Genomic DNA, 12468 nt, shown 5'->3' with positions numbered 1-12468 from the left:
GTCAGTCTGTAGAGCGACCATAAGACCAGAACAGAGTAAATCTGTTAAGGCAGGTGCGGAACCCCGCAAGGGAAAGAAGCAGAAACCTAAATCGTGAGGTTTGGGAATCACCGTCCGTTTACGGCGGTGAGGATGTCAATGGCGTAATCGGCCAGAAAATTCAGTTACAGATGAAAATGGCTAAAACTAAATCCGGTTATTAAAAACTGATTATCTATTTCCTCTATTGCCTATTGCATATTGCGTTTTGCCTGTCCTCATAAGTAGCCTATACTCAACGGATTTAGTATAAAACCCCACACCCTTGAAAAGGTAAAGATTTAAAACAAAGTTACCCACAGTCATCGGTTTGTTTGTAAATTTAGATACAGAATTATCAGGGTGATCTGTGTATGTCCTTACTACAATCCCGCACTACTGCCGTTGTTACTTGCCCCCAAGCAAATACATGGGTACAACTAAGAATGCTTCCCTCTCCCTACAGCTTTGATGAAGCGCTACTACTCTGTGAACAGGATCAGGGCCGTTGGGTGGCATGGATTCCCGATTTTGGCGAAATTATCTTGATCGAAGGGCAATTTGAGGGATAAACTAACTCTTGCTAACAATTAAGGCAGATAAACAGCGATCGATCACTTGTTTTAATACTAGAGCCGTCCAATCGATATCGGCGGCGCTGGTGTCCCTTCCCAGGGTTAAGCGAATTCCCGCCAATGCTTCTCGATCGCTGTAGCCCATAGCTTTTAAAATTGGACTAGGGGAAAGTTTGCCACTATGACAGGCGGCTCCAGAACTAATGCCGATTCCTGCTAAATTAAGCTGACGAACTAGCTGTTTTCCCGTGATGTGACTGTCATCGTCCGGACGGACAATAAAGCTGACGTGGTGGGGTAAACGATAGAATCGGTCTCCCGTGGGCAGCAGATAAGGATAATCGGCTAAGAGGTCAAATAATCGATCTCGCAAGGCCATTAAACGCATTTTTTCGCTAATTAAATCTTTTTGGGCTAATTCGGCCGCTAAACCGAAAGATGCGATCGCTGGTACGGCTTGGGTTCCCGATCTCAGACCTTTTTCCTGACCACCGCCCCGCAGTAATGGTAAAATATCGACACCCGCTCTGATGTATAAAGCTCCCGATCCTTGCATTCCATAAATTTTATGGCTAGAAAGAGATAATAAATCTACGGGCAGTTTTCGCACATCAATATCGCATCTTGCCGCCACCTGCACCGCGTCGGTGTGAAAAAGAACTCCCCTCTCTGTGGCAATGCTGCCCAATTCTTCAATCGGTTGTAGGGTTCCCACCTCGCTTTGTCCGTAAATAATGGAAATTAAGACCGTATCGCTTTGAATTGCGGCTTTTAGGTCTAAAGGATCGACCCTACCTTGACGATTGACGGGAAGACGAGTAATTTGCCAACCTTGCTGCTCTAATTGTTTACAGGGTTCAGCGATCGCCGAATGTTCCACACTAGAAATAATAATATGACGGGGGCGGTTATACTGTTGAGCGACCCCGATAATCGCTAAATTATCGGCTTCTGTGCCGCCAGAAGTGAAGATAATCTGGTCTGGATTGGCATTAATTAACCCTGCTACCTGTTCTCTGGCCATTTCGATGACTGTCGCCGTATCCTGTCCCCAAGTGTGTAAACTGGAGGGATTGCCCCAATGATGCTGGAGAATAGTGGCAACCCGCTCGATTACTTGGGGATGAGTGGGGGTAGTGGCGCTATAGTCAAGATAAATTTGCATTATTTTACAATCTGGCCGATAAGAAGCAAGGGCAAGCAGCTATGTTCAGTTTAGCGGCTTAGGTTTAACACTCGATCGATTGTCGGGGCAGTTAAATCTTCCCCTGTCAAAAAACAGAGATGCCGGTTAAAGCATCCCCACAGAGTCGATTTTACCTCTCTTGTGTCAATCTCGGCAGAAGACCAGCAAAAGTCATCCCAAAGACAGAGCAAATATCGTAAACAATCAAAGTCATAAAACCGTTCTAAAAGCCTAGTAAACCCGAAAGATAGTGAGGAACGGGGAAACTTTGAGCCATCTTAAAATGAAATGAAAACAGATAAAACGCTGTAGAATAATTGAAGGTTATTTAAGAGATTTTTTCGGACCTTTCCTGAATCCCGGAGAGCCAGTTTTTGATAAGAGTCTGGGATAGGTGCGACAGAAGGATTAAAAGTATCGTGATCAAGACAAACGATCAAATAGGCACAGATGACTAACTCCCACTATTGACAATATCCCTAAGCATCTAATCAAGGGGAAACATCGATCGATAATAATATGCTTTTGCCCTTGGCAAGTTCCAAAGCATAACAGAGATTGTCTCAAGCTGGTCGCGTCGCTAATACTTGCGGCGATTTTTCAGTCATCGGTAAACATTAACCGGTAATCAGTGAACGGCAAACTCAAATCTGATAACTGAGTCAAAATAGCTAAAAAACCCCCATCGCCCCACCATGCGTTTCCGACAAATTTTTATGCTTTTATGACATGACCAGCAATATTTTGTAACAATCTATACTATCTTTCCCGTTGAAGACTGTAAATTTAAGTTAATTACTTCGGTAATAACCCTGAAATAAAGTGATCTTTCCAGCCCAGATGACTAAAAACCGCCCCTATCTATCGACTCCTCAAAACTGTTATGCTTCCGGAAAAAATCTCTTAGACAAAAACTATTGCTAAATCTCCCTAGATGGACAAGCAAAAGCGATCAAGAGATAAAAATAGTTACAGCCTCCTTACTGAATCAACAGTTACTTTAAAGAAATTTTCTCGGTTATCACCGCGGTCAGTTAGGGGAAGTCATGAGAATTTTTCACCGTTTCATCACCTTTGTTTAGTTTCTAATCACGATTTTTTAGTCCATGAGTAAACTTTCTAGACGTAGATTTATCTTCACTGCCGGGGCAACTGCCGTAGGAACAGCAATTCTCCACGGTTGCGCCACTCCCAATAATACCGCCACCAGTCCCTCCCCCGCCGGCAGTCCTGCCGCTTCCCCCGTTGCGGGTGGAGAAACTCCCGAAGTCACCACCGCTAAACTAGGTTTTATTGCCCTGACTGACTCTGCACCTTTAATTATTGCTAAAGAAAAAGGTTTATTCACTAAACACGGGATGCCCGATGTGCAAGTGATGAAACAAGCTTCTTGGGCGGCGACGCGGGATAATCTCGAACTCGGTTCTGCGGGAAACGGCATCGACGGAGCCCACATCCTCAGCCCCATGCCCTACCTAATGACCACGGGGAAAATCACCAAACAGCCCGTACCGATGTATATTCTGGCGCGTTTGAATACCAACGGCCAGGCGATATCGATCTCCAAATCCCATGCGGATTTAAAACTCGACCTCGACAGTTCTAGACTCAAAGAAACCCTCACCAAAGCGAAATCTGCCGGCAAAGAAATGAAAGCTGCCGTCACCTTTCCGGGGGGCAACCACGACCTGTTCATGCGTTACTGGCTATCTGCGGGCGGCATCGATCCCAATAATGACATCTCCCTCATCGTCGTTCCCCCGCCGCAGATGGTGGCCAATATGAAAGTCGGCACGATGGACGCATTCTGTGTCGGCGAACCGTGGAACGCCCAACTCGTCTCCAAAGGCCTCGGTTACACTGCCCTGATCACCGGAGAATTCTGGAAAGATCACCCGGAAAAAGCCTTCGCCATGCGCGCCGATTGGGTGGAAAAACATCCCCAGGCCGCAAAGGCGATAACGATGGCGATTATCGAAGCACAACAGTGGTGTGATGATCCCGCCAATACCAAAGAGATGTGCGAAATCATCTCGAAACGGGAATGGCTGAAGATCGATCCTCAAGACATCCTCGGCCGCGCTCAGGGCAATATCGACTTCGGCAACGGGCGCAAAGTGGAAAATAGCCCCGTAGCCATGAAATTCTGGCGCGATAACGCTTCCTACCCCTACAAGAGTCATGATACTTGGTTTGTGACTGAAGACATCCGTTGGGGCTATATTCCCGCCGATACGGACATCAAAGCTTTAGTTGATAAAGTTAACCGGGAAGATATCTGGAGAGAAGCCGCTAAAGCCCTCAATGTTCCCGCCGACCAAATTCCCACCTCTACCTCTCGCGGCGTGGAAACTTTCTTTGATGGCGTGAAATTTGATCCCGAAAATCCCCAAGCCTACCTCGATTCCCTCAAGATCAAGAAGATTTAAATCAGTGATCACTAATCAGTAATCAGTAATCAGTAACCCGTCAACAGTTAAAGATGATTTGCTGATAACTGGTAATTAATAACTGATAACTGAAATTCTTGGGGATCAAGCCAAGATCAAAGCTGATCACTGAACCACTGAACCACTGAACCACTGAACCACTCATAACTCCACCACTGATAACTGATAACTGATAACTGATTATGGCTGTTTCTATTTCTCGTCGTTCTCAAGGTCCGAAATGGGTAAAAGACCTGCAAAAAAAATTACCCAAACTAGCAACTTCGGCGATTGCTTTATTAATTTTCCTTGCCATCTGGCAAATACTCTGTTTTAGTCCCGATGCCCCCCTTCCTAGTCCCACCAAAGTGGTTAGCGATACCTGGGAATTAATTATTAATCCCTTTTTCAATAATGGTGGCACGGATGTGGGGTTATTCTGGCAAATTTTCGCTAGTTTACAACGGGTGGCCGTCGGTTTTACCCTAGCGGCTATTGTCGGCATCGCCGTAGGAATTTTAATCGGTAGCAGCGCCCTAGTTTATGATGCGATCGATCCGATTTTCCAAATCCTGCGTACCGTTCCCCCCCTAGCTTGGCTACCCATCTCCCTAGCGGCTTTTCGCAATAACGAACCTAGTGCCATATTTGTAATTTTTATTACAGCAATTTGGCCAATTATTATTAACACGGCCGTGGGAGTACAGCAGGTTCCCCAAGACTATAAAAACGTCTCTAGAGTGCTGAAATTATCCAAAGTTGAATACTTTTTCAATATTCTTTTTCCCGCCACCGTTCCCTACGTTTTCACGGGATTAAGAATCGGTATCGGTTTATCTTGGTTGGCAATTGTAGCGGCGGAAATGCTGATCGGTGGCGTGGGAATTGGCTTCTTTATCTGGGATGCTTGGAATAGTTCCATGATCAGTGAAATTATCCTCGCCCTGATTTATGTGGGTATTGTTGGGTTCTTACTCGATCGCCTCATGGCCTACATCGCTAAATTAGTTGTACCCGAAGAAAATAAATAGGGTTTGCGGCAAAAAATTTTTCGGTGGGGGCAGGGTGTGGGGAGCTTTTTAAGTAAACAGTCAACTAAAAACTCACATCTGATAACTGATAACTGATAACTGATAACTGATAACTGATAACTGATAACTGATAACTGAAAATGTCTGCATTTATTGAAGTCGATCACATTGATAAGGTTTTCCCTCTCCCCGATGGCCGTCAATATATCGCCCTAAAAAATATCGATCTCAGCGTTACTAAAGGGGAATTTATCTCTTTAATCGGTCACTCCGGTTGTGGGAAATCCACCCTCTTAAATATGGTCGCCGGACTCGATCGCCCCACGGTGGGGGGGGTGATTTTAGAGGGAAGAGAAATTAAAGACCCCGGTCCCGATCGCATGGTGGTCTTCCAGAATTATTCTCTGCTGCCTTGGTTAACCGTCCGGGAAAATATCGCCCTAGGAGTTAACCGTGTGCTGCGTCATCTGCCGGCCGCTGAACGCAAAAGTGTCATCGAACATAGTATCGATATGGTACACCTGCGCCATGCTGCCAACAAACGACCGGGAGAATTATCGGGAGGCATGAAACAACGGGTAGCGATCGCCCGCGCTTTAGCCCTACGGCCAAAAGTCCTGCTACTCGATGAACCCTTTGGGGCGCTGGATGCGTTAACCAGAGGCAATTTACAGGAACGTTTGATGGAAATCGTCGAGGAAAGTCACGTTACCTGTATCATGGTCACGCACGATGTGGATGAGGCCCTATTACTATCCGATCGAGTGGTGATGTTAACCACCGGTCCAGAGGCCCATATCGGTCAGATTCTCGATGTTCCCATTCCCAGACCCCGGCATCGTTTGGAAGTGGTTAACCATCCCAGTTACTACTCCCTCCGTAACGAGATCGTTTATTTCCTCAACCAACAGAAGCGATCGAAGAAAGTCGGTCGACCAACCGGGCCGGTGACGGTTATAGCCAAGGCTCCTGGACTGAAAACCAATCCCACCATCGGTTTTATCCCCCTCACCGATTGCGCCCCGATTATTATCGCCCAAGAGAAAGGTTTCTTCGCCGAGGAAGGATTAGAGGGTGTTGTCCTGCAAAGGGAACCCAACTGGAAAGCGATCGCCCAAGGGGTAGCTACCGGTCGTCTCGATGCGGCCCAGATGGTGGCGGGAATGCCCCTCAGCATGACCATTGGGGCCGGCAATAAGCCCTCTGTCCCCGTGATTAGCGCTTTGGTACTCAGTCGCAACGGTAACGCCATCACCCTCAGCAATAAATACAGGGAATTGGGGGTAGAAAAACTGGGCGACTTAAAGGATGCCATCCTGCAAAGTCCCGACCAAATCGCCACTTTCGGCATGGTTCACCCCGCCTCCATGCACAATCTGCTGTTACGCTACTGGTTAGCTAGTGGCGACATCGATCCCGATAGTGATGTGAATTTAACCGTAATTCCGCCGCCTCAGATGGTTTCCCTGCTAAAAGCAGGTAAGATCGACGGTTATTGTGTGGGGGAACCCTGGAACTCCTACGCCGTTCAGGAAAAATTAGGCTACGTTATCGCCACCGATCTTGATATTTGGCCCGGACACCAGGAAAAAGTCCTCGGGGTCAAGGAAACTTGGGCGGCGAAACATCCCGAAACCCATATCGCCATGGTCAAAGCTTTAATTAAAGCCTGTGAATACTGCGATGATCAGCGTAATCGAGAAGATATCGTTAATATTCTCAGTCAGCCCCAGTATGTGGGCGTGGATAGGGCAATTATCCGCCCCGGTTTCCTCGACGGTTACGATCGCGGTTTAGGAACTGCCCCCGAGGCCCTATTCCGATTTAACCAGTTTTACGTCGATCAAGCTAACTGTCCAGGCCGGAGTGAGGCCCTATGGACCCTAACTCAGCTTGCCCGTTGGGGTTACGCGCCTTTCCCCCGCAACTGGGTGGAAGTGATTGAACGCGTCCGTCGTCCCGATCTGTTTGGCGAAGCTTGCCGGTCTCTGGGCCTTCCCGATTTGGAACCCGATCGCCACAGTTTCGCCCTCTTTGATCATCTTATTTTCAATCCCGACGATCCGATCGGCTATCTGGAACGTTTCTCAATCCGTCGCGATTATCGCGTCTCGGAAGTTCTCCTCGATGATCCTGTCGCTAATTAATGGTTGTGGTGGGCAAAGCCCACCTTAGAATAAATCTAGGACGAATTATGCAAACTTTTACCGATAAGACCGTGAATTCCAGCACCACTACCCAGCCTTTTTTATTAGTTAGTAATGTTGCCAAAGAATACCCCTCCCCCGAAGGGGTTTACACTGTTTTAGACGGTGTGGAGCTGCAAGTTAATGAGGGGGAATTTGTCTGCATTATCGGTCACTCCGGCTGCGGTAAATCGACCCTTTTAAATATGGTGGCGGGGTTTTCTTCTCCTAGTCGTGGGCAAGTGCTGCTACAGGACAAAGAGGTTAAGGAACCAGGACCAGACCGGATGATGGTATTCCAAAATTATTCGCTTTTGCCCTGGAAAACTGCCTTTGAGAACGTTTATATCGGGGTTAATTCGGTTTATCCCCAAAAAACTCAGGCTGAGAAGGTGAAGATCGTCGAAGAAAATCTATCCTTAGTGGGATTGACAGAAGCAGCCCAGAAAAAACCCCCCCAGTTATCGGGAGGCATGAAACAACGGGTTGCGATCGCCCGCGCCCTGGCCATTCGTCCCCAAGTCCTCATCCTCGATGAACCCTTTGGGGCCTTAGATGCGATCACCAAAGAGGAATTACAGGAAGAATTGCTGAAAATCTGGCAAGAACACCAGTTAACCGTGTTGATGATTACCCACGATATCGATGAGGCTTTGTTCTTGTGCGATCGCTTGGTGATGATGACCAACGGCCCGAGCGCTAAAATCGGTGAGGTGTTAAAGATGCCTTTTGCTCGTCCCCGGGTTCGTTCCCAAATCACCGAAGATCCCCGTTACTACGAACTCCGCAATGAAGCCCTCGATTTCCTCTACAATCGTTTTGCCCATTCGGAGGATCCCAACGAGGATGCCCCCGAAGAACCCCGCACAGAAAATCTCGTGGGTAAAATTGTTACTACTATTGGTGGCATAGCCTTACTCGCTTTTGTCGGTTTTAGTCTAATACAAATGTTCACTAGCAAGACTCCCAATACTACTAATCCCCCTACCATCGAGGCCCCCAAATAAGTAACAGTTATCAGTTATCAGTTATCAGTTATCAGTTATCAGTTATCAGTTATCAGATTTGAGTTTTAAGTGATACTAAATCCGCTGAGTATAGGCTACATATCAGGACAGGCAAAAGGCAGAAGGCAATAGGGAGAATGAATAATCAGTCTTTAATAACCGGATTTAGTATGACAGTATTAAATAGAAGTTTCCTACTGTCTTTTCACTGATTACTGATTACTGTTTACTGATCACTCTTAATTCCCCGAATATTTTCCGATTAATCTCTGGAGAGTTCATCAATGATTAAGATGTTCAAAGACCGATTTATCACCGATATCGTTGGGGAGAGGTTGGCTTAACTTTCTCAGAGCAAAGATAACGAATAAAGTCGCCCAGAGAATTAATAGCACCTTTTCCCAATTTAAGGGCAATATTCCCAAAAGATGACCGAGTAAAAGGGTGGGAACTAGAGGGGTTAAAAACTTGGTTTCTAGACGATTAAAGCAAAAAGCTTCTTTGAAATAAATCCCCGTGAGACTAGCAAAAATAAAGCCGACACCGAATAAACTCACCGGATGGTTATAGACAAATTCTAGGGGAGAAAGGTGAGAATAGAGGCTGAAAATTAGGGAAGTAATCACCCCGATTAGCCAAAAAACTTGCAGGAGACGATGGAGGGGAATTAAATAAATATGGATAGTCAATAAACTGATGCCTAACCCCAGACAAAAACCAATGTATAAAAGGTTAGTCAGGGGCAATAATTGCGGTCGGGTGAGAACTATAATTGTAGCGACAGCGAAACTAAAAGCCGCTAAATTTAACCCCAGACGGTAGAGACGCACGCCTAGGCGATCGCTATCCGTAATCGTAAACTCTCCGAATTGACCTTGATAAACTCGATCGACAGCAGGGGAAGTCATAATGCTCTAAAGAAAAAGGGAAGCTTAGAAAAGATCGACTACAAATCATCTTAATCTTGAATTATGCCAGTAGCCTCACTTCTCCCTCCTCTCGGCTGACTAATTGCGAGTTAGGATCAAGGTTACATTTCCTTTAGATTTTTAAGCCATGTCGTTGAACCAAGAATCCCTCGCTTTTAGCGGTGGGAGTGTCAAGAACTCAACTAGCGAAATTTTGGTCGTGGGCGGTGGTATCATCGGATTAGCGATCGCCGTCGATTTGCAATTGCGCGGGGCAAAAGTTACCCTCCTAGTTCGAGATATAGCTCAGGCCGCTAGTCGTGCGGCTGCGGGAATGTTGGCCCCCCATGCGGAGGGGATTCCCCCGGGTCCCTTTCTCGATCTTTGTCTGCAATCGCGCTGGCTATATCCAGAATGGAGCCGCAAAATCGAGGATTTAACGGGTATAAACAGCGGTTACTATCCCTGTGGTATTCTTGCTCCTGTTTACGAGCAAAATCAGCCTATTACTACCGAGGAAGTTAATAAAATTTGGTTAGACAGCAATGCAGTTCACCTCTACCAACCCGGACTAGGTAAAGATGTGATCGGTGGTTGGTGGTATCCCGACGATGGACAAGTGGACAACCGGCAGCTAGTGACTGCCCTGCAACAAGCGGCCGAAAATTTAGGGGTAGAAATTCGCCAAGGCATAGAAGTCCACGCCATACAGCAAAAGCAGGGAAAAGTCAAGAGTATTTATACCTCAATTGGGGAATTAGAAGCAAAAATTTACATTTTAGCGGCGGGATCCTGGGCCAGTCAACTATTACCCCTCCCTATCCATCCCGTCAAAGGTCAAATGGCCGCAGTAAAAATGCCCCCTAACCAGACCTTAGCTAGGGTTTTATTCGGTCCGCAAACCTATCTGGTTCCCCGTCGCAATGGTCGTTTAATTATCGGTGCCACATCCGAAAAAGTCGCCTGGCAAACGGGTAATACACCCCAAGGACTGCAAACCCTTTTTGAACGCGCTACCCGTCTCTATCCCCCTTTAGCTGACTGGGAAATCGAGGAAATGTGGTGGGGATTCCGTCCGGGTACACCGGATGAATTGCCCATTTTAGGCCGTAGTAGCTGTGATAACCTGATTTTAGCCACCGGTCACTATCGTAACGGCATTTTACTCGCTCCTGTCACTGCTTCCTTGATTGCTGACCTAGTAATTAATGACAAAGTTAATCCCATTTTGACCCATTTTAGTTGCGATCGCTTTAATCAACCATCACCCGTTACTATTTCACCTATGTCCTTAACTATTATTGAGAATAAACCCCAAGCGCTTTTATCGCCCCAGAATGATCGCCTCACCATTGCCGGGAAAACCTTTCACTCCCGCTTGATGACTGGGACTGGCAAATATGCCAATCTGACCACTATGCAGGAAAGTATTACTGCCAGCGAATGTCAGATTGTCACCGTTGCCGTTAGACGAGTACAAACGAACGCACCTGGTCATGAGGGATTAGCAGAGGCGATCGATTGGTCGAAAATCTGGATGTTACCCAACACTGCTGGTTGTCAAACGGCCGAAGAAGCGATTCGGGTGGCCCGTTTAGGGCGAGAAATGGCCAAATTATTGGGACAGGAAGACAATAACTTTATTAAACTCGAAGTTATTCCGGATCCTAAATATTTATTACCCGATCCGATCGGAACTTTGCAAGCGGCGGAACAATTAGTTAAAGAAGGTTTTGCCGTACTGCCCTATATTAACGCCGATCCTCTCTTGGCCAAACGTTTAGAGGAGGCTGGCTGCGCCACGGTTATGCCCCTAGGATCGCCGATCGGGTCGGGACAGGGGCTGAAAAATGAGGCAAATATCGCAATTATCATCGAATCGGCCAAAATTCCCGTGGTAGTAGATGCCGGGATCGGTACACCCTCAGAAGCAGCCCGGGCCATGGAAATGGGGGCCGATGCTTTATTAATTAACAGTGCGATCGCTATGGCGGTCAATCCGGCTATGATGGCGCAAGCCATGGGAATGGCGGCAAAAGCGGGACGTTTAGCCTATTTAGCGGGAAGAATGCCGATTAAGTCCTATGCTAGTCCTAGTTCCCCTCTGACGGGAACGATCGCCTAACCCAGTGATCTTAAGCCCGGAATTGGCTGTTTTCAGCTATTAGAGCCAGCAAAAATCCCTATGACTACAGACAATCAAACTGAGTATGTTGCCGCTTTAACTGATTTACACCGTGGACTTGACCGTAAAGGGCCAGGGGACTCTGACTTCTCCCTAAAAATTTTGAGCAATCTCTCTATTTTGCCCCTCAAGCGGCGAATTGCCGATCTAGGATGTGGAAGTGGTGCTAGTGCTTTACTGCTGGCACAATACTACCAAAGCCCTGTCATGGCAGTGGATTCCTCGTCGGTTTTTATCGACGAACTCAAAACCCGAGCAAAACAGCTTGGTCTTGAGCATTTAATCATTCCAATTCATGGTGACATGGCTAAACTTGATTGGTCAGTGGGTTCAGTTGATCTGCTTTGGTCTGAGGGGGCTGCTTATAATCTTGGGTTTGAGCAGGCCCTTAAAATCTGGCGACCTCTTCTTTCTAACAACGCTATTGCCGTCATCTCGGAGATGAGTTGGTTTACTGATGATCTGCCAGAGCCTGCTGTGGCCTATTGGCAAAACGCCTATCCTATGATGGGTAATGAGTTTGAGAATATCGTTCGGGCTAATAGGTCTGGTTTTAAGGTACTTTCTACCCATCGGCTGCCAAGTCAAGTTTGGTGGCTAAATTATTATGAACCTCTCCGTGAACGAATCGAGCAGCTGGAAATCAGCCCAAGTAGCCAATCGGTTATTCGTGAAACTGAAGAAGAGATGAAACTTTTTGAGAAATTCAGCAACTTCTATGGTTATACCTTCTATGTTCTGCAAGCGGTCTAGAAAAAAAGCCGTCCAATTTTTGACATCCTCGCCGCCGTAAAACGGACGGCGATTCCCAAACCTCACGATTTAGGTTTCTGCTTCTTTCCCTTGCGGGGTTCCGCACCTGCCTTAACAGAGTAAATCTGTTCTGGTCTTATGGTCGCTCTACAGACTGACACCGCAAGTCCTGCGGCCAAAATGTTTTTAC

At 46.8% G+C, this 12468-nt stretch carries 10 protein-coding genes and 1 pseudogene; 8 read left to right on the top strand and 3 right to left on the bottom strand.

Annotated elements, in window-relative coordinates:
* Nucleotides 1-53: 53 nt before the first annotated feature.
* Both IM322_RS12480 and IM322_RS12475 read left to right on the top strand, forming a co-directional pair.
* On the top strand, nucleotides 54-203 hold the full coding sequence (locus IM322_RS12480) for a hypothetical protein (RefSeq protein WP_287674691.1): 150 nt from the start codon (nucleotides 54-56) through the stop codon (nucleotides 201-203).
* 189 nt (nucleotides 204-392) lie between these two features.
* A complete protein-coding gene (locus tag IM322_RS12475) occupies nucleotides 393-590 on the top strand; it encodes a hypothetical protein (RefSeq protein ID WP_286824346.1) in 198 nt (65 codons plus the stop codon).
* A 1-nt stretch (nucleotide 591) separates the two neighbouring features.
* On the opposite strand, the gene IM322_RS12470 is transcribed toward IM322_RS12475, so the two are convergent.
* Nucleotides 592-1758 (bottom strand): cysteine desulfurase family protein, encoded by a 1167-nt coding sequence (locus tag IM322_RS12470; RefSeq protein WP_287674689.1) that lies wholly within the window; start codon nucleotides 1756-1758, stop codon nucleotides 592-594.
* A 1127-nt stretch (nucleotides 1759-2885) separates the two neighbouring features.
* Between IM322_RS12470 and IM322_RS12465 the strand changes: the two genes are divergently transcribed.
* The 4 genes from IM322_RS12465 to IM322_RS12450 all read left to right on the top strand — a co-directional run bounded on the left by IM322_RS12465 (nucleotide 2886) and on the right by IM322_RS12450 (nucleotide 8432).
* The gene (locus IM322_RS12465; RefSeq protein ID WP_287674687.1) at nucleotides 2886-4208 is read left to right on the top strand and encodes a CmpA/NrtA family ABC transporter substrate-binding protein; all 1323 of its coding nucleotides are present in this window, start codon (nucleotides 2886-2888) and stop codon (nucleotides 4206-4208) included.
* Nucleotides 4209-4411: 203 nt separating this feature from the next.
* Complete coding sequence (gene ntrB / locus IM322_RS12460; RefSeq protein ID WP_287674685.1) at nucleotides 4412-5239, top strand: nitrate ABC transporter permease; 828 nt, start codon at nucleotides 4412-4414, stop codon at nucleotides 5237-5239.
* 140 nt (nucleotides 5240-5379) lie between these two features.
* Complete coding sequence (locus IM322_RS12455) at nucleotides 5380-7386, top strand: ABC transporter ATP-binding/substrate-binding protein (protein ID WP_287674683.1); 2007 nt, start codon at nucleotides 5380-5382, stop codon at nucleotides 7384-7386.
* Between the two features lie 47 nt (nucleotides 7387-7433).
* Nucleotides 7434-8432 carry a nitrate ABC transporter ATP-binding protein gene (locus IM322_RS12450; protein WP_287674682.1) on the top strand — a complete coding sequence of 333 codons (999 nt, stop codon included), beginning with the start codon at nucleotides 7434-7436 and terminating at the stop codon, nucleotides 8430-8432.
* Between the two features lie 281 nt (nucleotides 8433-8713).
* On the opposite strand, the gene IM322_RS12445 is transcribed toward IM322_RS12450, so the two are convergent.
* Nucleotides 8714-9340: a DUF2301 domain-containing membrane protein gene (locus IM322_RS12445; RefSeq protein ID WP_287674680.1), complete on the bottom strand. Its 627-nt coding sequence runs from the start codon at nucleotides 9338-9340 to the stop codon at nucleotides 8714-8716.
* Between the two features lie 148 nt (nucleotides 9341-9488).
* On the opposite strand from IM322_RS12445, the gene thiO reads away from it, so the two are divergent.
* Both thiO and IM322_RS12435 read left to right on the top strand, forming a co-directional pair.
* Nucleotides 9489-11465: a glycine oxidase ThiO gene (thiO, locus tag IM322_RS12440; RefSeq protein WP_287674678.1), complete on the top strand. Its 1977-nt coding sequence runs from the start codon at nucleotides 9489-9491 to the stop codon at nucleotides 11463-11465.
* 60 nt (nucleotides 11466-11525) lie between these two features.
* The gene (locus IM322_RS12435; protein WP_287674676.1) at nucleotides 11526-12278 is read left to right on the top strand and encodes an SAM-dependent methyltransferase; all 753 of its coding nucleotides are present in this window, start codon (nucleotides 11526-11528) and stop codon (nucleotides 12276-12278) included.
* 62 nt (nucleotides 12279-12340) lie between these two features.
* Here the strand turns inward: IM322_RS12435 and IM322_RS12430 are convergent.
* A pseudogene (locus IM322_RS12430) lies at nucleotides 12341-12468 on the bottom strand (RNA-guided endonuclease TnpB family protein); the annotation flags it as partial.

The organism is Microcystis sp. M109S1, assembly GCF_020247025.1.
Classification (GTDB): domain Bacteria; phylum Cyanobacteriota; class Cyanobacteriia; order Cyanobacteriales; family Microcystaceae; genus Microcystis.
This window is presented reverse-complemented; position numbering and strand designations above follow the sequence as displayed.